The organism is Sediminibacterium goheungense (assembly GCF_004361915.1).
GTDB classification, from domain to species: Bacteria; Bacteroidota; Bacteroidia; order Chitinophagales; family Chitinophagaceae; genus Sediminibacterium; species Sediminibacterium goheungense.
In genome coordinates this window covers 522,365-548,014 of the sequence record NZ_SNWP01000011.1, presented here as the reverse complement: position 1 = coordinate 548,014, position 25,650 = coordinate 522,365, and the positions used below count along the sequence as shown (strand labels likewise).

Annotated in this window: 24 protein-coding genes; 4 read left to right on the top strand and 20 right to left on the bottom strand. The window is 41.9% G+C overall.

Going from position 1 to position 25,650, the window contains the following annotated elements; genetic code table 11:
• Window position 1 precedes the first annotated feature (1 nt).
• The 11 genes from BC659_RS10025 to BC659_RS09975 all read right to left on the bottom strand — a co-directional run bounded on the left by BC659_RS10025 (window position 2) and on the right by BC659_RS09975 (window position 10,771).
• Window positions 2–2,209, bottom strand: a complete 2,208-nt coding sequence (locus tag BC659_RS10025; protein ID WP_133474621.1) for a TonB-dependent receptor — start codon at window positions 2,207–2,209, stop codon at window positions 2–4.
• A 166-nt stretch (window positions 2,210–2,375) separates the two neighbouring features.
• Entirely contained in the window at window positions 2,376–2,744 is a 369-nt protein-coding gene (locus tag BC659_RS10020; protein WP_133474620.1) for a DoxX family protein, read from the bottom strand.
• 16 nt (window positions 2,745–2,760) lie between these two features.
• Window positions 2,761–3,108 carry a YciI family protein gene (locus tag BC659_RS10015; RefSeq protein WP_133474619.1) on the bottom strand — a complete coding sequence of 116 codons (348 nt, stop codon included), beginning with the start codon at window positions 3,106–3,108 and terminating at the stop codon, window positions 2,761–2,763.
• An 84-nt stretch (window positions 3,109–3,192) separates the two neighbouring features.
• Complete coding sequence (locus tag BC659_RS10010; RefSeq protein ID WP_133474618.1) at window positions 3,193–3,762, bottom strand: Crp/Fnr family transcriptional regulator; 570 nt, start codon at window positions 3,760–3,762, stop codon at window positions 3,193–3,195.
• A 161-nt stretch (window positions 3,763–3,923) separates the two neighbouring features.
• Window positions 3,924–5,501, bottom strand: a complete 1,578-nt coding sequence (gene atpA / locus BC659_RS10005; protein ID WP_133474617.1) for a F0F1 ATP synthase subunit alpha — start codon at window positions 5,499–5,501, stop codon at window positions 3,924–3,926.
• A gap of 35 nt (window positions 5,502–5,536) precedes the next feature.
• Window positions 5,537–6,100, bottom strand: a complete 564-nt coding sequence (gene atpH, locus BC659_RS10000) for an ATP synthase F1 subunit delta (protein WP_133474616.1) — start codon at window positions 6,098–6,100, stop codon at window positions 5,537–5,539.
• Between the two features lie 116 nt (window positions 6,101–6,216).
• Window positions 6,217–6,726, bottom strand: a complete 510-nt coding sequence (gene atpF / locus BC659_RS09995; RefSeq protein ID WP_133474615.1) for a F0F1 ATP synthase subunit B — start codon at window positions 6,724–6,726, stop codon at window positions 6,217–6,219.
• A gap of 95 nt (window positions 6,727–6,821) precedes the next feature.
• The gene (gene atpE / locus BC659_RS09990) at window positions 6,822–7,034 is read right to left on the bottom strand and encodes an ATP synthase F0 subunit C (protein ID WP_026768996.1); all 213 of its coding nucleotides are present in this window, start codon (window positions 7,032–7,034) and stop codon (window positions 6,822–6,824) included.
• A 36-nt stretch (window positions 7,035–7,070) separates the two neighbouring features.
• Window positions 7,071–8,168 (bottom strand): F0F1 ATP synthase subunit A, encoded by a 1,098-nt coding sequence (gene atpB, locus BC659_RS09985; RefSeq protein ID WP_133474614.1) that lies wholly within the window; start codon window positions 8,166–8,168, stop codon window positions 7,071–7,073.
• Window positions 8,169–8,260: 92 nt separating this feature from the next.
• Window positions 8,261–8,521 (bottom strand): hypothetical protein, encoded by a 261-nt coding sequence (locus BC659_RS09980; protein ID WP_133474613.1) that lies wholly within the window; start codon window positions 8,519–8,521, stop codon window positions 8,261–8,263.
• Window positions 8,522–8,947: 426 nt separating this feature from the next.
• Window positions 8,948–10,771: an ABC transporter ATP-binding protein gene (locus BC659_RS09975; RefSeq protein ID WP_133474612.1), complete on the bottom strand. Its 1,824-nt coding sequence runs from the start codon at window positions 10,769–10,771 to the stop codon at window positions 8,948–8,950.
• 184 nt (window positions 10,772–10,955) lie between these two features.
• Between BC659_RS09975 and BC659_RS09970 the strand changes: the two genes are divergently transcribed.
• The 4 genes from BC659_RS09970 (at window position 10,956) to BC659_RS09955 (ending at window position 16,482) form a co-directional block, all read left to right on the top strand.
• Complete coding sequence (locus BC659_RS09970; RefSeq protein ID WP_133474611.1) at window positions 10,956–13,217, top strand: RelA/SpoT family protein; 2,262 nt, start codon at window positions 10,956–10,958, stop codon at window positions 13,215–13,217.
• Window positions 13,218–13,372: 155 nt separating this feature from the next.
• The gene (locus tag BC659_RS09965; protein ID WP_133474610.1) at window positions 13,373–14,635 is read left to right on the top strand and encodes an adenylosuccinate synthase; all 1,263 of its coding nucleotides are present in this window, start codon (window positions 13,373–13,375) and stop codon (window positions 14,633–14,635) included.
• A gap of 86 nt (window positions 14,636–14,721) precedes the next feature.
• On the top strand, window positions 14,722–15,180 hold the full coding sequence (locus BC659_RS16840; RefSeq protein ID WP_162847406.1) for a hypothetical protein: 459 nt from the start codon (window positions 14,722–14,724) through the stop codon (window positions 15,178–15,180).
• Between the two features lie 69 nt (window positions 15,181–15,249).
• Window positions 15,250–16,482, top strand: coding sequence for an anthranilate synthase component I family protein (locus BC659_RS09955; protein ID WP_133474609.1), 1,233 nt, complete (start codon window positions 15,250–15,252; stop codon window positions 16,480–16,482).
• Window positions 16,483–16,484: 2 nt separating this feature from the next.
• Here BC659_RS09955 and BC659_RS09950 read toward each other — a convergent pair whose 3' ends face one another.
• The 9 genes from BC659_RS09950 to pheT all read right to left on the bottom strand — a co-directional run bounded on the left by BC659_RS09950 (window position 16,485) and on the right by pheT (window position 25,339).
• The gene (locus BC659_RS09950) at window positions 16,485–17,546 is read right to left on the bottom strand and encodes a lytic transglycosylase domain-containing protein (RefSeq protein WP_133474608.1); all 1,062 of its coding nucleotides are present in this window, start codon (window positions 17,544–17,546) and stop codon (window positions 16,485–16,487) included.
• Between the two features lie 66 nt (window positions 17,547–17,612).
• Window positions 17,613–19,049 carry an Asp-tRNA(Asn)/Glu-tRNA(Gln) amidotransferase subunit GatA gene (gene gatA, locus BC659_RS09945; protein ID WP_133474607.1) on the bottom strand — a complete coding sequence of 479 codons (1,437 nt, stop codon included), beginning with the start codon at window positions 19,047–19,049 and terminating at the stop codon, window positions 17,613–17,615.
• A 32-nt stretch (window positions 19,050–19,081) separates the two neighbouring features.
• On the bottom strand, window positions 19,082–19,285 hold the full coding sequence (locus tag BC659_RS09940) for a Sec-independent protein translocase subunit TatA/TatB (protein ID WP_246027118.1): 204 nt from the start codon (window positions 19,283–19,285) through the stop codon (window positions 19,082–19,084).
• 131 nt (window positions 19,286–19,416) lie between these two features.
• Window positions 19,417–19,767 (bottom strand): 50S ribosomal protein L19, encoded by a 351-nt coding sequence (gene rplS / locus BC659_RS09935; protein ID WP_133474606.1) that lies wholly within the window; start codon window positions 19,765–19,767, stop codon window positions 19,417–19,419.
• Between the two features lie 94 nt (window positions 19,768–19,861).
• The gene (locus BC659_RS09930) at window positions 19,862–20,215 is read right to left on the bottom strand and encodes a four helix bundle protein (protein ID WP_133474605.1); all 354 of its coding nucleotides are present in this window, start codon (window positions 20,213–20,215) and stop codon (window positions 19,862–19,864) included.
• Window positions 20,216–20,381: 166 nt separating this feature from the next.
• Window positions 20,382–21,944, bottom strand: coding sequence for a ribonuclease Y (gene rny / locus BC659_RS09925; protein WP_133474604.1), 1,563 nt, complete (start codon window positions 21,942–21,944; stop codon window positions 20,382–20,384).
• Between the two features lie 173 nt (window positions 21,945–22,117).
• Entirely contained in the window at window positions 22,118–22,411 is a 294-nt protein-coding gene (locus tag BC659_RS09920; RefSeq protein WP_246027117.1) for a cell division protein ZapA, read from the bottom strand.
• A gap of 7 nt (window positions 22,412–22,418) precedes the next feature.
• Entirely contained in the window at window positions 22,419–22,706 is a 288-nt protein-coding gene (locus BC659_RS09915; protein ID WP_133474602.1) for a hypothetical protein, read from the bottom strand.
• 167 nt (window positions 22,707–22,873) lie between these two features.
• Window positions 22,874–25,339: a phenylalanine--tRNA ligase subunit beta gene (gene pheT, locus BC659_RS09910; RefSeq protein WP_246027116.1), complete on the bottom strand. Its 2,466-nt coding sequence runs from the start codon at window positions 25,337–25,339 to the stop codon at window positions 22,874–22,876.
• Window positions 25,340–25,650: the final 311 nt, after the last annotated feature.

Genomic DNA, 25,650 nt, shown 5'->3' with positions numbered 1-25,650 from the left:
ATTATAAGTTATTATTGATTGCATCCTGTCTTCTATCTACACCCCAGCTCAGGAATACACCTAGAAAAAAGAACTGAGGAGCTGGTGGCGTAATGGCTTCTTTTCTGGCGCCGTTATACGAATAGTTATAACCGAATACCTGCTTACTGTTTAATACATTGGTTACGGATCCCACTATTACAGCATAAGCTTTCCCTAAAGATGTGAGGTAATTAAAACTGAATCCAAGATTATGATAATCGATGGTTTTACCCTGATCTGCTATCACATATTGCGCACCACTTTGTTGCAGGTTATAGTAAGGGCGACCAGTAGCATATGAATATGTGAAATTAAAGCCGGTATTGATTTTACTGATAAAACGTTTCATCACAAAAGAGGCTGTATGATTGGCAGCAAATGTGGGCTGCAGTTCTTTTGGATAATTCAGGAAATCACGTTTTGTGTCGAGGTAAGAGTAACTTATCCAATAATCAAGACCACTGAATGTTTTTTTGTCCCTCCAGAATAACTCAATACCTTTTGCATCACCAGCACCTGCATTGTTCAGTACAGGATAGGTTTTTACCAGTCCGTCATATTTTTTATAGAATGCTTCAATACGGAATGTTTGCAGGGTTGTATTCTTGATATAGTTAGCGATATAATGGGTAGCTTTTGAATACCCGAAATTGGTAGTATTATAGAGATAGGTATTCTCTGGTTTTTGGTAAAACTCACCATAAGCAATACTCATCTGTGCGCCTTTTCCTGTTTTATAAGCCAGTGATAAACGTGGTGCGATATTGGCTTTATTGATCAATGAAGAATGTTCGAAGCGCGCACCTACTTTTGCTGCGAGGTCATTCGTAATATAGAGATCTGCTTCAGAAAACAATGCTTTGAAATGATCGGGTAATAAGGCTTTGAAGTTATTGTAGGTACTTCTGTTATAGAAATACATGTACTCACCACCAAAACGAATTACACTGATACCACTTAATCTTTTATCGAACACGGCTTTGAACTGCGATAAGTCGGAACGGGTATTCAGGTTAAAATTATTGTTATCGATCCATGGCTGACCCGTTGTTATTTTCTGGTTCTGCTGGTTTTGAATTTGCTGATCGATCTTGTTTACATCAATGCTATAACCCAATCCCAGGTTCATTTTCCAGCCATTACCCAAATTATCTCTCCAACTAAGGTTATGGTACCAGTTGGTATTATGCAAACCGAAAGCATTTTTTAATGCAGGGTCATCGATATTGGATCTGCGTAAGCCCAGGTCGCTGGCCCCAAATGTGCTGTAGTATTTTATCATACCGCCCGTTTTGGTTTTGGCTCTGAAATTGAGATCAGCTGTGTGAAACTGGGGCATGCGAAAGTATTCAGGCTTTTGTTTTACGATGCCGAAATAGGCGGCTAGATTGGTATAACCATAATTACCACCCCATGATGATTTTTTATTTTTAGCTACTTTTTGCAAGCCTGCCCCCCAAAAAAGTGCAGAAATAGATGCACTTACCTCAGAGCGTTCCGGAATATCAATACTCTCCATGATCAAAGCAGAAGAAAGTGCCTGACCATATAAAGCAGAGTAACCACCTGTGCTGAAAATGGTTCCTTTAAACAAAGCCGGCGCAAAACGACCACGTGATGCGATATCGGGCACACTGGCCAGAAAAGGATTGTTTACCAGGGTACCATCAATAAACTGTTTAGCTTCATAACCAGCCCCACCGCGTACAAATAAACCTTCCTGCTCACCTACCTGCTGTGCACCAGGCAATGTTTTTACTACTGCAGAAATATCGGCATTGGCTCCACCTGTTGTATATACATCCAATGAACTTAAAACGGTTGCAGCTTTTTTCTTGTCGCCTGCTTCGAAACTTCCGGCTGTTACAGTTACAGCTTTCAGTTCACTGATTTCTTCTTTCAGTACAAAATCTATATTAATAACAGGTGTCGTATCAATGATGATTTCCTGCTCCATGGTTTTATTACCCATGTTGGTAGCCACCACAACCTGTTTTCCTTTTTCATAGGTTTTAAAGGAGAAATGACCTGTTGAATCAGATACGCCACCGTCATAAGAACCTTTAACTACGATATTGGCTCCTGCCAGAATACGCCCTTTTTGGTCTTTTACAGAACCCGTGAGTTTTACCTGTGCCTGTACGAGAAAAGGAACTATGCTCAGTAAGGCCACCATCCATTTTTTCATTGCTCGTTGTTTTGATAGAGCAAACATAGAATAGTTTATTTTATAAACCAAATTATAAATAAAACTTTTTTATGAAAATGAAGGAAGGGCATAAATAATTGATTTACAAATAAATGGAGGGGTTTCCCATAAGAAACCCCTCCATAAAAAGTATATAATTCAAGTTTTATTGCAAAAAACGATCCTTTGAAAATCCCTTGGCATACATTAAAAGCGCCCCAATCACCATGATATTCCTGAAAATATTCAGCATATCATTTACACTGGAGGATGCCCTTGGTATATGAATCAGGAAAATCATCAGCAAAACATACAGCGCCATCAGTAATGAAGCCAGTTGATCGTACTTGCCGATCAGACAACTGATGATGAAAGCCGTAACCAGCACACCGGTTGCATAATTCAGGAACAACCTGGCCGGAAAAAATGAAGGAATCATCTCGGCACCAGCCTCTGGTAATCCGAAATGTAAGCCTGTGTACAAGAGGAATGACAGTATAAACAACCATCTCCCCCATCCCATAATTGTATTCATATCAATGGTTTTTGGTTTATACTTCAAATGGCATTACCGGGCGTATTTCTACTGAGCCGTGTTCATATTTTAAAATGGGGCATGACCGGCTCCATTCTTTTACTTCCTCTATATCCTCAGCTTTACAAAGCAGGTAGCCGGTAAGTACTATTTCATTCTGAACAAAGGGACCTGCCGTAATTCCTTTTTGGGTAACAAGGGTACCATCGTACTCAATAGGCTGGCTCGATACCAGTTTTCCCTGCATGGCTATATTACCGATCCATTGCTGCCATCGGGGCATGTCTTCCAGCATATCTGCAGGTGTAGTGATGTAGGCTGCTTTGCCTGTTTGGTTGTAGAATAATAAGAGATACTCTTTCATGTGGTAGTGTTTTATTTACTAAATGATTTAACACTACAAAAATGAAAGAGCGGCGGCAGGCCACTCTTGACAAATGTCAAGACTTTATAATTTGCCTTTCAAACGGGTATAGGTTTCGGGGGATATACCCAGATAAGATGCAATCATTTTACTTGATAGCCTTGTAAAGAGTTTGGGCTGGTTATCCATCATCCATCGTAATCTTTCCAATGCATCCATCGACACAAATGTGTTAATACGGTATACCGAATGGGAGTATGATAATTCCAGTATCTGACGGTACATTTTTTCGAATTGCGGGAAACGTGCTGATAGCTCCATAAAATGATCTCTGCTCACTGCCAATACCTGACTGGTTGCAATGGCCCTGAAAAATTCTTTAGAGGGAACCTGTTGAAGGAAGCTACTGATTTCCATAAGCCAGTTTTCTTCCAGAATAAAATCGCGTGTGGTTTCATTACCTGCTCCATCTACTGTAAATACCTGAATCGCCCCATCAACAATAAAATAGCAATGCCTGCATAATTCACCTTCCCTCAACAGGTAATCATTTCGCTTTAATTGTATGGGTTTAAAATAACTGATTACTTCTTCCAGTCCTTCGGTATCCTTACCCAGTTTCGAACGGATATGTTGCTCCAGGATCTCGTGCATATGTATCAACTTACAACAAATACTGCATTTTGGTTTATTCGGCCGGTATTCATCCTGATAATTTAATATTGAGTCTTGTGGCTCAAGCCTCAAGAGAAGGCCCATAGTACAAGAAAGCCCCGGTAAACCGGGGCCTTGTAATATTTCCGAAGAAAAACGACTTATTTGTATTGAGGCATCAGACCTTTAGCCAGCTCAACCATTTTGTTGATACCGTCTTCTGGCAGGTTACCTTTTTTGAATTCAGCCAGTACATCAGGGAGTTTGTTTTCCATTTCCATCAGAAAATGTGCTTCAAACTCTTTCACCTTCTTCACGGCCACTTCACGTAACAAACCTTGTGTACCGAGGTAGATGATTGCCACCTGCTTTTCTACGCTAAATGGTGTGTACTGTGCCTGCTTCAGGATTTCTACGTTACGTGCACCTTTATCCAATACCAGTTTGGTAGCTGCATCGAGGTCACCACCAAATTTAGAGAAGGCTTCCATTTCACGATACAGTGCCTGGTCAAGTTTCAGGGTACCAGATACTTTTTTCATGGATTTGATCTGCGCATTACCACCCACACGGCTTACCGAAATACCTACGTTGATCGCAGGACGGATACCAGCGTTAAACAGGTTACCTTCCAGGAAGATCTGACCATCGGTAATCGAGATAACGTTGGTAGGGATATAAGCAGATACGTCGCCCGCCTGTGTTTCAATAATCGGTAAGGCAGTGAGAGATCCACCACCTTTTACGAGGTGTTTGATAGATTCTGGCAGGTCGTTCATGTTTTTAGCCACATCATCATTCGCAATTACTTTCGCTGCACGCTCTAACAAACGGCTATGCAGGTAGAATACATCACCAGGATATGCTTCACGTCCGGGAGGTCTTCTTAACAACAGGGAAACCTCACGGTAAGCTACGGCCTGTTTTGACAGATCATCATAGATGATCAGTGCAGGACGACCGGTATCACGGAAAAATTCTCCGATCGCAGCACCGGCAAATGGTGCATAGAACTGCTGTGGAGCAGGATCAGATGCAGAAGCCGATACGATAGTTGTATAAGCCATAGCGCCATTGTCAGCCAGAGTCTTCATTACACCGGCAACGGTAGAGGCTTTTTGTCCGATAGCAACATATATACAGTATACAGGTTTTCCTGCATCGTAAAATTCTTTCTGGTTGATGATGGTATCGATACAGATAGCTGTTTTACCAGTCTGACGGTCACCAATTACCAGCTCACGCTGACCGCGGCCTACGGGGATCATCGCATCAATGGCTTTGATACCGGTTTGTAATGGTTCTTTTACCGGCTCACGATAAATTACACCAGGTGCTTTACGTTCCAGGGGCATTTCATAGAGGTCGCCGGTGATTGGACCTTTACCATCGATGGGGTCACCCAGGGTATTAATAACACGGCCAACAACGCCTTCACCTACTTTGATAGAGGCAATTTTACCGGTTCTTTTTACTTTGGCACCTTCTTTAATATCGCCGCTCTCGCCCATCAATACCACACCCACATTGTCTTCCTCAAGGTTAAGGGCAATGGCTTTTACGCCGCTTTCAAATTCTACCAGTTCACCACTACGCACGCCGTTGAGGCCATATACGCGGGCAATACCGTCACCTACCTGTAGTACGGTTCCCACTTCTTCCAGATCGGCCGATACATTGAAGTTGCTGAGCTGCTGTCTCAGTATCGCTGATATTTCATCGGGTTTAATGTCCACCATGATGTATTCTGTTTAATGATGATTTGTGATTGTTATTATCGTAACTGCTGAACGTATAGGTTCTGCAGGAACTGCTTTTTAATGTCTTTCAGATCGCGCAAAATGCTTGCATCAACCAGGTTATTATTGAACTCGAGTACAAAACCACCTATCAGGCTTTCATCTGTTTTGGTTTCCAGTTCAATATTGGCAAAATTTTTCTCGGCTTTTACTTTCTGTTCAATCGATTTCTTCAACTCTTCACTTACCGGAACAGCCGTTGTGAGCAATACTTTATGAATGCCTTTCAGTACATTGTACTGATCAATAAATGCTTCTGCTATTTCAGGCAGATCGCTTTCACGACCTTTCTTTACAAGGAGGTTATTGAAAGCAGCAGTTAATTCGCTTACTTTTCCAGTGGTAACAGCTGTAATAATGCTATTTTTCTGATCGGCCTTAATAACCGGGCTTTTGAGCAGGTTTACAAAATCTCTGCTGCTCTTACAAACAGCCTGCAGGTATTTCATATCAGCATACACTGCCTCCAGGCTCCCTTTCTCTGTAGCCAGATCAACCAGACTCTTCGCGTACCTTCCTGCTAATCTTGGATTCTGCATTTATTTGAATTTGAAAATTTGAAAATTTGGAAATATGGAGATGAATGGTGTTTTTTAGAAAAATGGATATTTTCATTTTCATCCGCCTAAGGCGGACAAATTGCCACATTTTCAAATTAGTTCAGCTTCACTCCTTCAGCCAGTTGCTTAATATAGTTTTCCTGTTCTGATTTGTTGGCCAGTTCTTTGCGTAATACTTTCTCAGCTACTTCAACCACCAATGAACCTACCTGATTTTTAACGTCGGTAAGCGCTGCATTTTTTTGTTGGTTGATCGCAACCTGAGCATCTGCCACAATTCTGTCGTATTCGCTCTTGGCTTTATCTTTTGCATCGGCTACCATTTTATCGGCAGTTTCCTTTGCTTCTTTAATCATCTGTGCTCTTTCTTCACGGGCTTTGGCCAGCAATGCTTCATTTTCACTCTGCATGGCAGCAATATCAGCCTTCATTTTATCGGCTTTGCTCAATGCATCTTCAATACCCTGTTCACGATCGTGAATGGCTTTCAACATCGGCTTCCATGCAAAAGCACGTAAAACGAAAAAGAGTACAATAAATGCAATGGTATTCCAGAATACAAGTCCGATATCGGGTAATACCAGCGGGTTGATTTCTAATAACATAAACGGTGTTTATTATCTGCGTTTGAAATTTCTTCTGAGAAATTATACGGACCCTTCCGCCCTTTGCATGGGGTCCGTATAAAAAGTTGAACGGATTATCCGTTACCCAACAGGGCAACTACCACCGCGAACAGGGCAACCGCTTCTACGAAAGCCGCAGCAACGATCATGTTTGCACGGATGTCGTTAGCAGCTTCTGGCTGACGGGCAATACCTTCTACTGCACCTTTACCAATCTGACCGATACCGATACCGGCACCGATAGCAGCTAAACCAGCGCCGATTGCGGCAACACTTCCTACTACCATTGTTTTATGTTTTAATTGTGAGTGAAAAAAGTTTTATTAATGATGTGCTGCTTCATGGTGATGCTCTTCGGTAGCCATACCAATATACATGGCGCTCAGCATGGTAAAAATGTATGCCTGCAGAAAAGCCACAAGCAATTCAATCAAACCAATGAACACCGCAAATGGCACAGCAATGGCAGATGCAAACACGGTTTTAAATATGAAGATCAGACAGATTAAGCTCAGTACCAGAATGTGACCCGCCGTAATATTCGCAAACAATCGGATCATCAGTGAAATAGGTTTGGTAAACACACCAATCAATTCAATCGGTGCCAGAAAGGCTTTCATTGACCAGTGCATACCGGGCATCCAGAATATGTGCTCCCAGTAACTCTTGTTGCCGTTAATGTTTACCACAATAAACACAAATACAGCCAGGGTCATGGTAAATGCAATGTTACCACTCACATTCGCCCCGCCGGGGAAGAATGGAATCAGACCCAGGAAATTATTGATTAAAATCAGGAAGAAGATCGTCAGTAAGAAAGGCATGTATTTCGCATACTTATGGCCGATATTGGGCTTGGCCACTTCATCACGTACAAAGAGAACGATGGGCTCCATAAAAGACTGTAGGCCTTTGGGAGCAGACTTCACGCCTCTTTTACGATAAGCGCCACCAACGGTTAAGAATACCAGTAAAAGAATAGCTATAGAAACAAATAATGATGCTACGTTTTTGGTAATGGAAAAATCCCACACTTTGGCAGAAGCTTCTTTATCGAGGCTACCATCCGCTTTCACCACTTTTACCTTTCCTTCAATGGTCTTGTAATTGTAATTACCTGCATATACAGCAGGTTCATGGTGCTCGTCCATTAGTTTGGCCGAAGAGAATACCTCCAGTCCCTTATCAGAATAGAGGATCACGGGCAGTGGCAGGGTTGTATGACCCCATAAATGCCAGCTATGGTCATCTTTTATGTGTTCGAGAATGGTTTCAGTAACATCAAATTCCTTGGCGCCATGACCTTCAGCAGCCGGTGTACCGTGCTGGGGAGTATCATTGGCATAGGAAACAGTAGAAAACAGCATTGTGAAAACGCTGAAAGTCGCTACCAGTAAAGATTTTACGCTCATGCGGGCCATACCTGTCTCGAAATTTGCGGCAAAGATAGGGGTAAAGGGGGTGAAAACAGTAAATGAGTAAAGAGAAAATGAGGAAAAAATCAGATGCTGTCTCAGCTGTCTTTTTCTTTGAGCTTTTTAATTTCTTCTAATTGCAGCACATCCATCTGGTCTTTTGGGCGATTTACGGCTTTCTTATTGGCAATCAAGTGGTTAATATGTGAAAAGGGGACTTTAACAGCTTTCAGGTTCACTATTTCAGCCATTTCGTAACAGGTTGAAAAGGATTCATCCTCCAACCCATTTATAGAAGTCATAATATCAAGTTCCACCCCGGCCGCATAAAAAGTAGTCCACCCGTGAACAAATTCCATGGTTTCGAGTGATGCTATGTCTCCATACTGCAATTCACGAAAAGCGGCTCTAAGTCGTTTCCGGTTATCGAGGGTATCTTCTATCCCATATCAACGTCTTCTGTTACCCGGTCGTATCCATGAAAAAAAGTAGCCAACCCACCTACCATGATGTATTTTACCTAATGCTGGTTCAAGATGCGCCAAAAGGCAATAAATTCCTCATCCAGCATGTCCATAAAAATCTGTTGGGTTATAATTTATCAGCAGAATGTGTTACAACAATACCTTTCTTTAAAATGGCATTTCTACGAAGCATTTTTGTAAAAGCCTGTAGTTTTTCTATGTCAGATCTAAAAACCAGATCGGCCAGTTTTTCTTCAGGTGATTTAAACACAAATCCATAAACCGGTTGCTGTATTTTTTTGCCTGAGATTACTGAGGTATTTATGCTAATACAGTCTTCTTTTTTTCAAACTGCATCTCATGCAATTTAGCATAAAATCCGCCCATAAGCAAGAGTTCATCGTGGCTTCCCATCTCTTTTATTTCACCCTTGTCTAACACGATAATCTTATCCGCTTTGCGTATGGTAGACAACCTATGGGCAATCACGATAGATGTTCTGCCTGAGATGAGTTGATCAATGGCTTTTTCAATCAGCAGCTCACTTTCTGTATCGATAGATGAGGTGGCTTCATCCAGGATTAATATCGAAGGATTATAGAGTAAGGCACGGATAAACGATATAAGCTGGCGTTGTCCCAGACTCAGTGTACTTCCTCTTTCCATCACATTATAATCATATCCGCCGGGAAGACGCATAATAAAATCATGTACACCCATCATTTTGGCAGCAGCTACTACCTGTTCTTTTGAAATATCAGGATTGCGCAAAGTGATATTATCGATTACTGATCCGGAAAAAAGAAATACGTCCTGTAATACAACACCCATACTTTTCCGGAGTCTTTCGATGTCGTAATCTTTAATATTTACCCCATCGATCTTAATCTCACCGCGCTGTACCTGATACAAGCGATTCAGTAAACTGATGATAGATGTTTTACCACTGCCGGTATGCCCTACCAGTGCTACAGTTTCACCTGCTTTTACATGGAAACTGATATTTTTTAATACATATTGTTCATCTGTATAAGCAAAGGAAACCTGATCCATTTCAATTTCACCTTTGATATGTTCAGGTGAATGGGTTCCATAATCTGCCGCGGTAATTTCATCAGTATTATCCATCACCTTAAATACCCTTTCAGCTGCTACCATGCCCATTTGCAGTACGTTGAACTTATCGGCAATCACACGTAGCGGGCGAAAAATCTGGTTCAGGTAAAGAATAAAAGCCATCAATAATCCCGGACTGGTACCGGCAGGTTTACCGGCGATCCACCATACCAGCAGACCGGTGCTTAGCGCCAGTACCACTTCCACCACAGGAAAGAAAACGGAGTAAGCAAAAATGGCTTTAATATTGGCATTCCGGTGTTCGGCATTGATCTTTTTAAATTTATTCATTTCTCGCTCTTCAGCTGCAAAAGCCTGTACCACCTGCATACCGGTAATATGCTCCTGTACAAAAGCATTCAGACTGGCTACTGCATTTCTCACACTGATAAAACTTTTATTGACACTCTCTTTAAAATAGTAAGTAGCAATGATCATGATCGGAAATGGGGTCAGACAAATCAGTGTTAACTGCCAGTTTTCCCAGAACATGACACTGAGCGTCACCACAATGACCAGTAAGTCTGCAATAATGGGAATAAGGCCATCCGAGAAAATATCATTGATCCTTTCAATATCATCAATGGTTCGGGTGGTAAGTGTGCCAATCGGGGTTTTATCGAACTGTCGAAGATTCAGTCCCAGTATTTTTTTATAGGTCGCAATACGCATATCTCTCACAACATGCTGCCCCATTGATGCAGTCATAAAAGTGAACACAAAGCGAATGGCCGTTTCAACAAAAAGGAATGCGATCTGAAAAAGGGTAACTGTAATAATAAAACGACTGGCATCCGATAAATCGGGGTTGAAAAGAAGGCTATCTAGCCAGCCAGGAATACCCACCGCTTTTCCGGTTGCCCGATCTACTGTTAATTGTATGAGATAGGGTCTTACCGGTGCAAAAGCCGCCATCAGCAAAGCCAGCATTATACTCAGGTAAAAGCTGGTTTTGTAGGGCTTCACAAAGTGAAATACCCTTGACAACAGTGAAAAATCGAAAACTTTCTTTTTGTTCGTTTCAGTCATGAGAAGTGTCAAAGTTAACAACTAACCCCCGGAGCTGGTTACCGGTGCTGTAAATTTTAGTTAAGATAGTGAGTAGTCAGTAGTGAGTAGAGGTAATAGTGATATTCAGAGAAATAGTACAGGAAACTTCCCTACTCACTACTGACTACTCACTACTCACCATTTCGTATATTCGTATCCAGATATGGAGCAAGCGAAAGAAATACCGGCAGAAGCGGCGTTACCCAGGTATAATCTGAGTCCTGAACAGGAAAAGAATGAGATCATCAGGTATTATCGGGCACTATTACGAAGCCTGAAATCGAAACTCAAAAAAGGCGATAAGGAACTGGTGCGTCATGCTTTTGAAATGGCTGCCGACGCACACAAAACCATGCGGCGCAAGAGCGGAGAACCCTATATTCTCCATCCTATTGCTGTGGCTATGATTTGTGTGGAAGAGATTGGTCTGGGGGTACGAAGTACTATTTGCGCACTTTTACATGATACGGTTGAAGATACAGATATTACCCTTGAAGATGTTGAAAGAGAATTCGGTACTGAAATTGCCCGTATCGTAGATGGGCTTACCAAGATATCCACGGTAATGGATACCAATACTTCTCAACAGGCTGAGAATTTCAAAAAAATCTTACTGACCCTTACAGACGATCCAAGAGTGATCCTGATAAAACTGGCCGACCGTTTACACAATATGCGGACGCTTGACCATATGAAGCGGGAGAAACAGTTAAAAATTGCCTCAGAAACTGTTTGGGTATACGCACCACTGGCCCACAGGATGGGTTTATACAGTATTAAAACGGAGCTGGAAGATCTTTCCATGAAGTACATGGAACCGGAAGCTTACCGCGACATCGCCAAAAAACTGGCTGAAACCAAGCGGGAAAGAACCCGATATATCAATGAGTTCATTCGTCCGTTAAAAGAGAAAATGCAAGCCGCTCATTTCAATTTTGAAATTTATGGCCGTCCAAAAAGCATTCACTCTATCTGGAATAAAATAAAAAAGAAAGGAGTGGCTTTTGAGGAAGTATACGATCTTTTTGCCATCCGTGTAATTCTGGATTCACCTCCTGAAAAAGAAAAAGAAGATTGCTGGAAAGTATATTCCATGATTACAGATGAGTACAATCCTTCTCCAGAACGTTTACGTGACTGGCTCAGCAATCCGAAAAGCAATGGTTATGAAGCCTTACATACTACAGTAATGGGGCCACAGGGTAAGTGGGTAGAGGTACAGATACGAACCAAGCGAATGAATGAAATTGCAGAGAAGGGTCTTGCAGCACACTACAAGTATAAAGAAGGCAGTAATGATGAGGACCGGTTCGACAAATGGTTTGGTCAGATCAGGGAAGTATTGAGTACACAGGATACAGAAGGTGTTGATTTTTTACAGGATTTTAAAACATCTTTTCTGGCTGAAGAAATATATGTGTACACGCCCAAGGGGGAAGTTAAAATGTTACCCACCGGTAGCACGGCACTGGATTTTGCCTTTGCCATTCACTCTGCCATCGGCTCCAAATGTATCGGCGCGAAAGTGCACCACAAACTGGTACCCATAAGCCATAAATTGCGTAGTGGTGATCAGGTAGAAATCATAACTAGTAATAAACAAAAACCTTCAGAAGACTGGCTGGGTTTTGTGGTTACGGCCAAGGCACGTAATAAAATTAAGGATGCACTCAGAGAAGAAAAAAGAAAAGTAGCCGAGGATGGAAAATATTTACTGCAGCGCAAACTCGAAAGCATGGGTGCCGCTTATAGCCAGTATAATATTGATGAACTGGTTCAGTTTTATAAGCTCCCCTCCCCGCTGGATCTGCATTACCGTATTGCTACCAAGGTTATTGACCTGAAAGAACTGAAAGACTTTCAGATACTGGGTGATAAAATTGAAATACCCAAACCAAAGCCTGTTATCCAGGAAACATCGTCCGACCCTACACAAAAAGTTTATCCCAAAAAAGATTCTGAATTGATCATTTTCGGCGAAAGCAGCGACAAGATCATGTATTCACTGGCCAAATGCTGTAATCCCATTCCCGGAGATGATGTATTTGGTTTTGTAAGCACAGGAAAAGGATTGATTATTCACCGGACGGGTTGTCCGAATGCCGCACAGTTACTTGCGAATTACGGACACAGGGTTGTTAAAACAAAATGGGCGAAGAATAAGGAGATTTCTTTCCTTACCGGTTTAAAAATTGTTGGACTCGATGATGTAGGTGTAATTAATAAAATAACGAATGTAATCAGCGGAGACCTTAGAATTAATATTGCCGGCTTAACGATTGAATCAAGGGAAGGCCTTTTTGAGGGAACTATCAAGGTATTTGTACACGATAAGGAGGAACTGGAAGAATTGGTGGTCCGTCTTAAATCGTTAAACGGTATACAAACAGTTGATCGTTTTGACACAGAAACAGAGGGAAAATAAAAGAAGCCGAAAATCAAAAGTCAAAATGCCTTTTTGAATTTTGACTTTTGTTTTTTAAATTTTAGTTTGATTTCGCTTACGGGTAAAAATATTCCTTCCCAAACACAACAAACCCCAAACTATCTCCTATTTTTGCCGCGATTCAAAGCAATACTATGGTTGACGTTATACTTGGGTTACAATGGGGCGACGAGGGCAAAGGAAAAATTGTTGATTACTTCGCTCCCGAATACGATATCATCGCCCGTTTTCAGGGTGGTCCGAATGCAGGACACACTTTGTATGTTGACGGCAAAAAAATGGTATTGCATCAGATCCCTTCCGGTATTTTTCACCAGAATACGGTAAATATCATCGGAAATGGTGTTGTACTCGACCCGGTAACCCTGAAAAGAGAATGTGATGCTGTAGCCGCTTACGGTGTAGACGTACGTAAAAATCTTTTTATCTCTCAGCGAACCAATATTATTGTTCCTACACACCGCGCATTAGATAAAGCTTCCGAATTACAAAAAGGAGAATCTAAAATTGGTTCTACGCTAAAAGGCATCGGACCGGCTTATATGGATAAAACAGGCAGAAATGCACTGCGTGTGGGAGATATTTTACACCCGAATTTCCAAAAGCAATACAATGACCTGCGTACCAAACACCAGGTTTTACTGGATAATTTTAATTTTACTGAAGACATATCTGCGTCTGAGCAGGAATTTTTCGAAGCACTTGAATTTCTGAAGACCCTGAATGTGATAAACTGTGAGTATTTTATTAACGACAGTATCAGCAAGGGTAAAAAAGTATTGGCTGAAGGAGCACAGGGAAGCATGCTTGATATCGATTTTGGCACTTTCCCTTTTGTAACCTCTTCCAATACCACTTCTGCCGGCGTTTGTACAGGATTGGGAGTGTCGCCCAGACAAATCAATGAAGTATTGGGTGTTACCAAAGCCTATTGTACCCGTGTGGGTGGCGGTCCTTTCCCCACGGAATTACACGATGCTACCGGAGAAGAACTGCGCCGTATAGGAAGCGAATTTGGCGCTACCACCGGTCGTCCACGCCGTTGTGGCTGGATAGATCTGGTTGCACTGAAATTCGCCTGCATGATCAATGGTGTTTCTAAAATCATCATGACAAAAGCAGATGTGCTCGATAGTTTTGGAGAGCTGAATGTATGTACGGCTTACAATCTGGATGGTAAGCAAACCCAGGAAGTACCGTTTCAGATGTCGGGAATTGAAATTGAACCTGTCTGGAAAAGTTTTTCAGGCTGGAATACTGATACAACGGGTATTAAAGAAGCAGCATCTTTACCTGAAACAATGTCAACTTATATCGATTTTATTAATAATTATGTAGGTGCCCCTGTTAAATTTGTGTCCAATGGCCCTGGCCGGGATCAGATTGTACGATTATAGTTTGTGGCATCGCATTTGTAACAGAAAAATTTTTTTGGTTAATAAGAATTTGCGTTGAAATTTTACGCAGTTAATCTTATTGGAATATGGCAGCAAGATCTGATAAGGATAAAAAATCCTCAACCCCGAAGAAAGCAGCATCGAAAAATGCTGAAGAGAAACCGTCTCCAAAAAGCAAAAAGCAAATGGAAGACGATGATGATGATTTTGAAGAAGATGAAGATGAAATGGATGTAAAACCATCTGCAAAAAAAGCAGCATCAAAGTCTGCCTCAAAAAAGTCGAAAGATGATGACGACGATGACGATGACGACGACATCGATGAAGAAGGTGATGATTGGGAAAAATCAGAAGATGATGATGACTGGGATCCAGACTTCGATGAATTTGACATTCCCAAGAGCAAAGGTAAAAAAGCGGGCGGCGCCAAGAAAAAAGGCGACGACGATGATGATGATTTTAAATTAGATGAAGATTTCAAAGAATTCGACCTTTTTAATGATAAAAGTGGCGGATTTGATGATGACGATGATGATGATTTCTAAATCATCCTAAACCAACTGCCTATCACTCATTCTTTTCAGATAACAGATACTAAAGAATGTAAAACGCAAATGTTGAACTGGGCCAACCGGTTCAACATTTGTTCTTTTCTGGATAACCATCAATACCAGTCAGATGATACCAGCCTTGAATGCATGGTTGCCTGTGGCAGTATAGCCCGCCTTGCACCTGATGCAGGTTTTGATGAGCTGGATGTTTTTCTGGAGATGCACAAAGGGCAATGGATATTTGGTCATATTTCGTATGATACAAAAAACAAAGTAGAGCAGCTCCATTCTACCCATCCTGATGGAATACAGTTTCCTGACCTCTTCTTTTTTGTACCTGCCGTGATCCTGCAATTACAGGATCATATTCTCACGATTACGTGTAATGACCAGAATGATCCGGAAGAAATGTATGCTTCCATTAGATCAGTCACAGCAGCTCCATCTTTTACTTTACCAGTTACACATATACAACCAAGACTGAGTAAAGAAGCATATATTAAAACCATTGAGCAGCTTAAACAGCACATAGTAAGGGGCGATTGTTACGAAATCAATTACTGTCAGGAATTTTATGCAACAGATGTAGCGATCAACCCTGTTTCACTTTATCAGCAACTTACAAGCATTTCCCCCAATCCATTTGCCTGTTATTACAAACATGAAAGTCAACATCTGCTTTGTGCCAGTCCGGAAAGATTTTTACAAAAGAAAGGAAGCAGAGTAATTTCCCAACCCATCAAAGGCACCATCAGACGAAACCCCGACGATTCGCATGCTGATCTGATGCTACTAAATGAATTGAAAGAAAGTGAAAAAGATAAAAGTGAAAATGTAATGGTGGTTGATCTGGTAAGAAACGACCTCAGCAAAATTTGTAAAGAAGGTTCGGTAACCGTAAGTGAGTTGTTTGGCATATACAGCTTTCCTCAGGTACATCAGATGATCTCAACGGTAGAAGGAGAACTTGAAAACGATCTGCCTTTTTCGTCGATCCTCAAAGCCTGTTTTCCAATGGGCAGTATGACCGGTGCACCCAAAAAAAGGGTAATGGAACTGATTGAACAATATGAAAAAACAAAAAGGGGACTCTATTCAGGCACAGTGGGTTATTTTGCCCCTAATGGTGATTTTGATTTCAATGTAGTCATCAGAAGTATCCTATATAATGCAACCAGTAAATACCTGGGTTATCAGGTGGGTGGTGGTATTACTTTTTATAGTGACCCTGTAAAAGAATATGAAGAATGTTTATTGAAAGCGGCAGCTATCAGAAAAGTATTAGAGGCCGGGTAAGGTTATTTTGATACAGAAGTGCCTTCCAGTAAAGCCCTAACAGACTCCATCAACAGTTGCTGTTTCTTTGACTGAAATATAGGTTCCTTATCTTTCAAAATACGCATGGAGTATTTTTTCCCTTCCGCCAGTGTTTTATCAAAACCTGGGTTCCAGCGATTAAACTGATTGAGATCCATTAAAAGAGCATTGGTTACCACCAGTGAATTGTACCTTCCATTTATTTCCAATACGGTTGTGTTATTAATTTCCTCCGTACTCAGCACCACATCGGCACTGGTTTGCATAGCTGCTTTCTTTATTTGGGTTTCTGCAGCCGTCATGGTTGTCCATCCGCCACTTCCCTCAAATACATAGTGAGTACCTATGAATTTTTTTACGTGGTTCCGTGTTTCTTCCGGTAAATGATACTGAAGGTCCCAGAAATCCTTACTACCCGACTTTCTGATAGCCTGCTTTACACGTCCTGCCCCTGCATTATAGGCAGCTACTACCAGTAACCAGTCCTGAAATTCAGTATATAACTCACGCATCAGCTTGGCTGCCGCATGCGTACTTTTATAATAATCGGTACGGTCGTCTATACTACCTACCCTTAAACCAAACCTGCGGGCTTCATAAGGCATAAGCTGCCAGGGACCAGCTGCACCGGCCCATGATACGATATTGGCACCCAATGAACTTTCGATCACACTCAGGTATTTCATTTCACGTGGTAAACCATAAACCGTGAGAATATTATCGTACAGATCAAAATAAGGCTTTCCCCAGCTCTTCATTTTTTCAAGATGCTCGCCATGTTTCCGCACGTATTCCTGCACAAAAGCCACCGCACGTGGATTTAATTGTCCGGCATATGGTTTTGAAGCATCAAAACGATCGTTGGTAAAAAGACTTTTAAAAGCCGTTTTATCGTTCAGCGAATCAGAAAGTGATTTTCCCCCATTACCCGGGTCCATGGTAAAAGACATCATACCCAGGCTACCTGCTACAAAAGCAAAGCATACCAGCAATACTTTGCTGATGCTTATGTGACTTTGTAAACTAATGCCAAACCATTTCATCTGTTAATAGACGATTTTGTTAAATAAAAGCGCAGTTGGGTTAGGTTGCCGGGAACAGCCAGGAGCTTAGACCAGCTCCATAAACTGCTTCGAAAGACGCAGCAAAGATACCTCATCGAACTGAGAAGTCATAATCTGGAGCCCAAAGGGCATTCCATTGGGGTGTTGGAACAAAGGCACTGAAATAGCCGGTATACCTACCAGGTTGGCAAATACGGTATAGATATCTGCAAGAAACATGGCTACCTGATCATTCTGCATCTCTCCGATTTTAAATGCAGGAGACGGTACTGTGGGAGAAATAATAGCTGAATACTGCTGAAAAATAGCTGCTGTCTGGGTATGCAACATAGCTCTAACCTGTTGAGCCTTAGTAAAATAAGCATCAAAATACCCTGCACTCAGTACAAAACTGCCTAACATGATCCGACGTTGTACCTCTTTACCGAAACCCTCTGAGCGGGAGGCTTTATACAGTGCATTGAGGTCTTCGAAATGTAGTTTGGAGCGATGCCCGAAACGTACTCCATCGAAGCGTGAAAGGTTACTGGAAGCTTCAGCGGTGGTAAGGATATAATAAGTAGGAACTACATATTCAAGTAATTCAAAATCAATAGGTTCTACAATATAACCCTGTTCTGTTAATTTTTTGATAAAGGCTTCCGTACTGGCTTTGATAGCCGGATCAAGCCCTGGATGATCCAATGCTTCTTTAAAATAAGCAATACGTTGTGGGGCGGTCAGGGTATTTTGCAATTCAGTGGTATAATCAGGTACCGGTTCTGGTGAAACCGTACTGTCAAATGCATCGTCACCAGCTATGATCTGCAGGGTTAGCGCAATGTCTTCAATATTTTTAGCGAAAATACCAATCTGGTCAAATGAGGATGCGTAGGCTATTAGACCATAACGCGAAATACGGCCATAGCTGGGCTTGAGTCCGATAATGCCGCAGAAATCTGCAGGCTGCCGCACAGAGCCCCCTGTATCGCTTCCGAGGCTGATCATACAATGATCAGCCTGCACCGCTACTGCCGACCCACCAGACGAGCCTCCAGGCACTCTTGTGGTATCTATTGGGTTTTTTACTGCACCATATGCAGAATGTTCGTTGGTACTACCCATGGCAAATTCGTCGCAGTTTTGCCGGCCTATGATAATGGCGCCGGCTTCCTTCAGGCGTAGCGTAGCTGTAGCATCATAAATAGCTGTATAATCCTTTAAAATGGCAGATGCGGCAGAAACAGGATGATCTTTATACAGGATTACATCCTTTAAGCCTATGACCACACCATGTAAGGGAGCAAGAGGTTCGCCTGGTTTTCTGGAATCATCGAGTTGCGATGCCAATGACAGTGCTTCTTCTTCATACACACTGAGCCATGCATTCAGATGGGCATCACGTTTAATGGTATCTATATAAAAACGAACGGCCTCAACACAGGTGGTTTGGCCGTTCTGTAATGCAATATGATAGTCTTTGATTGTGCTGAAACGAAACAAAGGCTAGAATACTTTTAAATAGTGAATGCTGATTATGCCTGATCTTTTTCCTTGATACCTTCTTCTATCTCTTTCTTCACGTTATTCTTGGCATCATTAAACTCACGGATACCTTTACCCAAACCACGCATGAATTCGGGAATTTTTCTGCCACCGAAGAGGATCAAAACTGCCAAAACAATTATAATCCATTCACTCCCACCGGGCATACCAAAAAGTAATGTAGACGACAACATTGTTTGATTTTTTTGTAGACTTCAAAAGTAAAACAAATTTGCTACCAAACTAAAAAACAATTCATAACGGAAACAAAAAAGCGGAAGCTGGTATATACCAACTTCCGCTGTAATATGATGTAGCAAATTGCTTAGAAACGTTTTTCTTTAATACGTGCACTCTTACCACTACGCTCACGCAGGTAATAGAGTTTCGCACGACGTACTTTACCGGTTTTATTTAACACGATTGAGTCAATGTTTGGAGACAGGATCGGGAACAGACGTTCAACACCTACACCATCAGAGATTTTACGTACAGTGAAAGAAGCAGTAGCACCATTACCCTGTAATTTGATTACATCACCACGGAAGCTCTGGATACGCTCTTTACCACCTTCGATAATCTTATAGTTTACAGTGATATTATCACCTGCTTTAAACTTAGGATATTCCTTCTTTACAGTTAACTGCTCGTGTACAAACTGAACTGCTGCGTTCATAACATTTAATTTTTGCGGACGGCAAAGGTAAGAAGGGGAAGGGGATTCTCCAAAAGTTTTTGGCTGAGAGCTACGAGCTTCGGGCCATTAGCTTTTACCGAGCCATTTTTTTGATGAATGCTATAAGCATTTTTTGTTCCTGATCAATTTTACAAAGCATTGATTTTGTAAGACTTATGTCACTAAAACCAAGGCTTTGTGTCAACAATATATGCGTTTCCAACTCAAAAGTTGAACCCAAGGCAATTTCAAGAAAATGAGCATATTCACGCTCACTTTTTCTGCTACTTCCCTCTGCAATGTTACTAGGTATTGAATAAGCGGCTCGCGTAATCTGGCTAACAAGCAGATACTTTTCCTCTTTGGGAAACGATTTTATGAGTTCATAACTGGATGTTGCTATTTCAAAACCAAGTTGCCAGACTTTGAGTTCTTTAAAATTTTTCATTTTGCTACCATTTTAAAAACCCTCTAAAATAGTACATACCCCTCCGGTAGAAACGCACCTCCTGATGCGCAATGTATATATAAAAAACCACCTCGGTATTTGAGGTGGTTTTTAAGTTCAGTTATTTATATGCTCGTGGCTCGAAGCCCAAAGCTCAGGGCTCTTCTTATCTCGCTACATTCACCGCTCTTTTCTCCCTGATAACGGTTACTTTGATCTGACCGGGATAGGTCATTTCAGTTTGAATTTTCTGGGCGATTTCGAAGCTGAGTTTATCGCTCTCGCCATCAGTAACTTTTTCTGCTTCTACTATCACCCTCAATTCACGACCAGCCTGAATAGCATAAGCCTTCTCTACGCCCTGATAAGCCAATGCCAGGTTTTCCAGGTCTTTGATACGCTGCAAATATTGCTGCATGATCTCCCGACGCGCACCCGGACGTGCGCCGCTGATGGCATCACAGGCCTGTACGATCGGAGAAATCACATACTGCATTTCCATTTCATCATGGTGTGCTCCAATGGCATTTACGACCGCCGGATTTTCTCCATACTTTTCAGCAAGTTTGGCTCCCAGTAAAGCATGGCTCAGTTCAGTTTCCTCATCAGGCACTTTACCAATATCGTGCAATAAACCGGCACGTTTGGCCAGTTTAGGATTCATACCCAGTTCTGCCGCCATAATACCACAAAGATTGGCAGTTTCACGACTATGCATCAACAGGTTTTGGCCGTATGAAGAACGGAAACGCATTTTTCCGACAATACGGATCAACTCTTTGTGTAAACCATGGATACCCATTTCGATTACCGTACGCTCCCCTATCTCCATTACCTGTTCTTCTAACTGGCGGCGGGTTTTTTCTACTACCTCCTCAATACGGGCAGGGTGAATACGTCCGTCGGCAACCAGCCTCTGTAAACTCAGGCGCGCAATCTCTCTTCTCAATGGATCAAATGATGAAAGAATGATGGCTTCCGGTGTATCATCTACAATCAGGTCAACGCCAGTGGCAGCTTCAATGGCACGGATATTACGGCCTTCACGACCAATAATCTGTCCTTTGATTTCGTCTGTTTCAAGGTTGAAAACAGTAACCGTATTCTCGATGGTTTGCTCTGCAGCCGTTCGCTGTATAGACTGTATAACAATTTTTCGGGCTTCTTTATTGGCCTTCTGTTTGGCATCTTCAATAATTTCCTGCTGCATCGATAAGGCCCTGGTCTGTGCTTCCTGACGAAGGCTCTCGATGAGTTGTGCCCTTGCTTCCTCCGCACTCAGGCCGGCAATTTTTTCCAGGCGGCGGATATGTTCTTCCTGATGCTTCTCCAGTTCAGTACGTTTCTGGTTAACTACTTCGATCTGGCGGTTCAGGTTTTCTTTGATGGCCTCATTTTCTTTGATCTGCTTGTCTAAAGCAGCTTCTTTCTGATTGATGGAAATTTCCTTCTGTTTGGCCCGGTTTTCTGACTCGCTGATTTTTCTGTTGCGGTCATTTACCTCTCGCTCATGCTCGGCTTTCAGCTGAACAAAACGCTCTTTGGCCTCCAGCTGCTTCTCCTTTTTAATGGTTTCGGCCCTGAGTTCAGCTTCGCGAAGGATATTCTGTGCCTGTAAATTGGCTTCATCAATCTGTTTCTGTGTGTTTTTGGCAAAAATGAATTTACCTGCTATCAACCCCACAATCAATGCTACCGCACCAGTTATGATCAAGAGAATCGTATCCATGTTGTTGGTCTAATTTTTAAATAGTTCAGAATCAGTGGTTCACAATTACACATCACAATTTACCATAATAGGTAAAAGGATAGAAGCGAAGATAATTAAATACATAGAAGAAAAGTGAAATCCGGAGAGGAAAGTCGATATACCAGAGACAATGATTCATAGACCAGGGTCTGTTAACCTTCTTCCAGGGCCTTATCGAGCTGTTTTTCCAGACTGCTAAGCCTGGCCGCCGCTTCCTGCCATTTCACCATCTCGATGCCGCTCTGGTTTTGCTCTGTAGCAAACCATAAGAGTACCATAGCTACATAATCCTGCATGTCTTTACCAGCGAGGTTATTACGGAACTCCGTGATTTTATCATTGATAAGACCTGCTGTTTTACGAACCATTTCCTCATCAGAGGCTTCAATACGAAGGCGGTAACTTCTATCAGCAATAACAATATTTACAGGAATGAGCTCAGCCATAATGGTATCAGGTGTTTAACAGGGCCAGACATTTATCAATTTCTTTCAGGTAACCGTTGATGCGTTTTTCCAGCAGTGCTTTTTCTTCAGGTGATTGTGCTGAAGTACCCAGCTTTAAAGCATCCACCTGTTGCTGCAAACCCAGTATCTGCTCATCACGTTGTACCATCTGCTGCTGGCTTTTTTCCAGCTCTTTCTGCAAGCGCTGATTCTCTCTTGCCAGCAACTGATGGCTCTTCAGCAATAACTGAAGTTTATCCTGTACAGCTTTTATATGCAGATCCAAATCTAACATCTCTCTAAGTTAACTTCATTTTTAAAGTAAGGAACCATTTTAGTACACCAATTATGCACGGGGCATGGTGAATCGTCAATGGTGAATGGTCAATAGCGTAGCGCTTTATTCTATCACACAGATTCCATAGCCGACACCCTTCCTCATTTCTTATTCCTTATTTCTGATTACTTCCTGATCTCCGCTCCCAGTTCTTTTTCAAGTCCCTGAATCAGTTTAGCCATCATGCTGTCAGCTTCCTTATCGGTAAGGGTTTTCTCTTCATCTACAAAAGTGAAACTGATGGCCATTGATTTTTTTCCGGCTCCAAGCTTATCGCTTTCAAACACATCAAACAAACGCATATCCTGCAAACGTGAAATTTTCAGTTTTTGCACCACAGCCTCAATAGCAGCATAAGTAGTGTTTGTATTTACCACCATCGCCAGGTCACGTTGCATAGCTGGGAATTTGCTCACTTCCTGGTAAACAATTTTTTGTTTCCGTACGGCTTTTACCAATGCCGCATAATCGATGTCAATAAAAACAACCGTTTGTCTGATATCAAAAGCTGCTGCATTCTTTTTATCTACTTCCGCTACTGTTCCGATTATCTGCTTACCTGCAAAAATATTGAGCACATTTGTATCGGTCCCGGAGGGTTCAAAAGCAACAGTTGCAATACCTGACAGTTGTACTACAGCTTTTGCAATTCCTTTGCCATAGTATATATCAAAGCTACCGGGTTTCTCTCTCCAGCCAGTCTCATGCGCCTGACCAGTGAGGTAAATACAAAGCCTTTCTGCTTCTGTATATTCTCCTGCACCACTGGTAGCATAGGTTTTTCCAAATTCAAACAACTGAAGATGCTGGTTTTTACGGTTCAGGTTGTAAGCAATGGTTTCCAAACCTGTTTCGAGCATAGAGGGCCTCAGTACATCGAGTTCTGCACTAAGGTTATTGATCATTTTAACCGTTCCACTCAATACATCTTCAGAAAAATATTTACTGTTGGTAATTGAGTTCGTAAGTATTTCTACAAAACCAAGCCCTACAAGGTATCCTGCTATTTTATCTTTCAACGCTTCTTTCATACCCAGCTGTTCTACCGCCGGACTTATGGTAATAGATGTAGGAATGTCTATATTATCTAACCCATCTATACGAATGATTTCCTCCACTATATCTGCAGGAATACTGATATCAGGTTTACTGTAAGGAACAACAACTGTTAACTCATCAATATCTTCTTTGGCAACTTCGAATCCGAGTGCCTTAAGTATCCTTTTTACATTTTCCGGGTGGTAATTTTTACCACTCAGTTTTTTAATATAATGATATTTAACAGATACTTCTTTCCTGGGCTGTGGCTGCGGATAAAGATCTGTCACCTCACTTGATATTTGCCCCCCTGCTACTTCTTTAATCAACAATGCCGCACGTTTTAACACTTCAGCACAGTTAGAAATATCAACACCTTTTTCAAATCGGGTGGCCGCTTCTGTACGCAATCCATGTCGTAAGGAAGTCTTTCTTACCGATACCGGATGGAACCACGCACTTTCCAGAAATATGTTTTTGGTAGTATTGCTTACACCGCTTTTGATACCACCGAAAACACCGGCAATACACATACCTTCAGTACTGTTGCATACCATCAGGTCCTCAGAAGAGAGTTTTCTTTCTTTTTCGTCCAATGTAATAAAAGAGCTGCCTTCAGCCATATTCTTCACCACTACTTCTCCATTGGTAATGGCAGCTGTATCATAGGCATGTAATGGCTGTCCTGTTTCATGAAGAATATAATTCGTAATGTCAACAATATTGTTGATGGGCCGTTGACCAATGGCTATCAGGCGGTTTTTCAACCATGCCGGAGATTCCTGCACGGTTATACCACTGATGGTAAGTCCGGTGAAACGTGGACAGGCTTGTTGGTTTTCTACTTTTACTTTTATGGGCAGACTGTTATTGTCTGCTACAAAATGCTGGGCAAAAGGCAATACTGCTTTGGTTTCCTGTTCATGATGGGTAAGATAGGCGCATACGTCTTTGGCAACACCCAGATGACTCATGGCATCCATCCGGTTAGGGGTAAGCCCGATTTCATAAATCCAGTCTGAATAAGGCGAAAAGAAATCTGCAGCCGGTTGTCCGGGTATCGCAGTATCCGGTAAAACCATAATACCGTCATGACTGGTACCAACACCTATTTCATCTTCGGCACAGATCATACCATGGCTTTCAACACCTCTGATTTTGGCCACTTTCATGGTAAGCGGATCGCCCGTAACCGGAAAAATGGTGGTACCTACAGTTGCTACAGCTACTTTTTGTCCTGCGGCCACATTGGCGGCACCACAAACCACCTGCAACGGCACTTCTGCACCAACATTAACAGTGGTTACTTTGAGTTTATCGGCATTGGGATGTTGTTCACAGGTAAGTACTTCACCGATTACCACACCTTTCAATCCGCCTTTGATACTTTCATAGGCTTCGAGACTCTCCACTTCCAGACCAATTGCAGTCAGGATTTTGGATAAAGCTTCAGGTTCAATGGTTCTGGGAAGATATTCACTCAGCCAGTTATAACTAATGGTCATATTCGATTGCTCTTTTCGGGGCGTAAAAGTAAGGATAATAAGCGGCAAAGCCCATGCTTTGCGCCGTGAGCAGTGAGCTATGAGCTATGAGCAAAGAAATCAGGTTTTCAAATGCCCAGTACATAAGGTTTCCAGACTTTATTACACATAAATCAAGTTAGCTCATGGCTCAAAGCTCACCACTCGCAGCTTTCCCCAATTACGTTTTTTCTCCCTCCCTACCCCTCTTTTTCTAAAATTTCTTTCTGCACACAGGTTTGTGGATTTCCCGTGCTAAGTGGCGGAAAACTTTTGAATTTCGGGGATAAGCTTTGTAATTTGTGTGAATAGAGCAGTGAATAACCTGCGTGGAACTGTGA

Bases quoted from the DNA above. Each gene is read 5' to 3' on its own strand.
- BC659_RS10025 (WP_133474621.1), bottom strand. From the start codon at position 2,209: ATGAAAAAATGGATGGTGGCCTTACTGAGCATAGTTCCTTTTCTCGTA.
- BC659_RS10020 (WP_133474620.1), bottom strand. From the start codon at position 2,744: ATGAATACAATTATGGGATGGGGGAGATGGTTGTTTATACTGTCATTC.
- BC659_RS10015 (WP_133474619.1), bottom strand. From the start codon at position 3,108: ATGAAAGAGTATCTCTTATTATTCTACAACCAAACAGGCAAAGCAGCC.
- BC659_RS10010 (WP_133474618.1), bottom strand. From the start codon at position 3,762: ATGCACGAGATCCTGGAGCAACATATCCGTTCGAAACTGGGTAAGGAT.
- atpA (WP_133474617.1), bottom strand. From the start codon at position 5,501: ATGGTGGACATTAAACCCGATGAAATATCAGCGATACTGAGACAGCAG.
- atpH (WP_133474616.1), bottom strand. From the start codon at position 6,100: ATGCAGAATCCAAGATTAGCAGGAAGGTACGCGAAGAGTCTGGTTGAT.
- atpF (WP_133474615.1), bottom strand. From the start codon at position 6,726: ATGTTATTAGAAATCAACCCGCTGGTATTACCCGATATCGGACTTGTA.
- atpE (WP_026768996.1), bottom strand. From the start codon at position 7,034: ATGGTAGTAGGAAGTGTTGCCGCAATCGGCGCTGGTTTAGCTGCTATC.
- atpB (WP_133474614.1), bottom strand. From the start codon at position 8,168: ATGGCCCGCATGAGCGTAAAATCTTTACTGGTAGCGACTTTCAGCGTT.
- BC659_RS09980 (WP_133474613.1), bottom strand. From the start codon at position 8,521: ATGGAATTTGTTCACGGGTGGACTACTTTTTATGCGGCCGGGGTGGAA.
- BC659_RS09975 (WP_133474612.1), bottom strand. From the start codon at position 10,771: ATGACTGAAACGAACAAAAAGAAAGTTTTCGATTTTTCACTGTTGTCA.
- BC659_RS09970 (WP_133474611.1), top strand. From the start codon at position 10,956: ATGGAGCAAGCGAAAGAAATACCGGCAGAAGCGGCGTTACCCAGGTAT.
- BC659_RS09965 (WP_133474610.1), top strand. From the start codon at position 13,373: ATGGTTGACGTTATACTTGGGTTACAATGGGGCGACGAGGGCAAAGGA.
- BC659_RS16840 (WP_162847406.1), top strand. From the start codon at position 14,722: ATGGCAGCAAGATCTGATAAGGATAAAAAATCCTCAACCCCGAAGAAA.
- BC659_RS09955 (WP_133474609.1), top strand. From the start codon at position 15,250: ATGTTGAACTGGGCCAACCGGTTCAACATTTGTTCTTTTCTGGATAAC.
- BC659_RS09950 (WP_133474608.1), bottom strand. From the start codon at position 17,546: ATGAAATGGTTTGGCATTAGTTTACAAAGTCACATAAGCATCAGCAAA.
- BC659_RS09940 (WP_246027118.1), bottom strand. From the start codon at position 19,285: ATGTTGTCGTCTACATTACTTTTTGGTATGCCCGGTGGGAGTGAATGG.
- rplS (WP_133474606.1), bottom strand. From the start codon at position 19,767: ATGAACGCAGCAGTTCAGTTTGTACACGAGCAGTTAACTGTAAAGAAG.
- BC659_RS09930 (WP_133474605.1), bottom strand. From the start codon at position 20,215: ATGAAAAATTTTAAAGAACTCAAAGTCTGGCAACTTGGTTTTGAAATA.
- rny (WP_133474604.1), bottom strand. From the start codon at position 21,944: ATGGATACGATTCTCTTGATCATAACTGGTGCGGTAGCATTGATTGTG.
- BC659_RS09920 (WP_246027117.1), bottom strand. From the start codon at position 22,411: ATGGCTGAGCTCATTCCTGTAAATATTGTTATTGCTGATAGAAGTTAC.
- BC659_RS09915 (WP_133474602.1), bottom strand. From the start codon at position 22,706: ATGTTAGATTTGGATCTGCATATAAAAGCTGTACAGGATAAACTTCAG.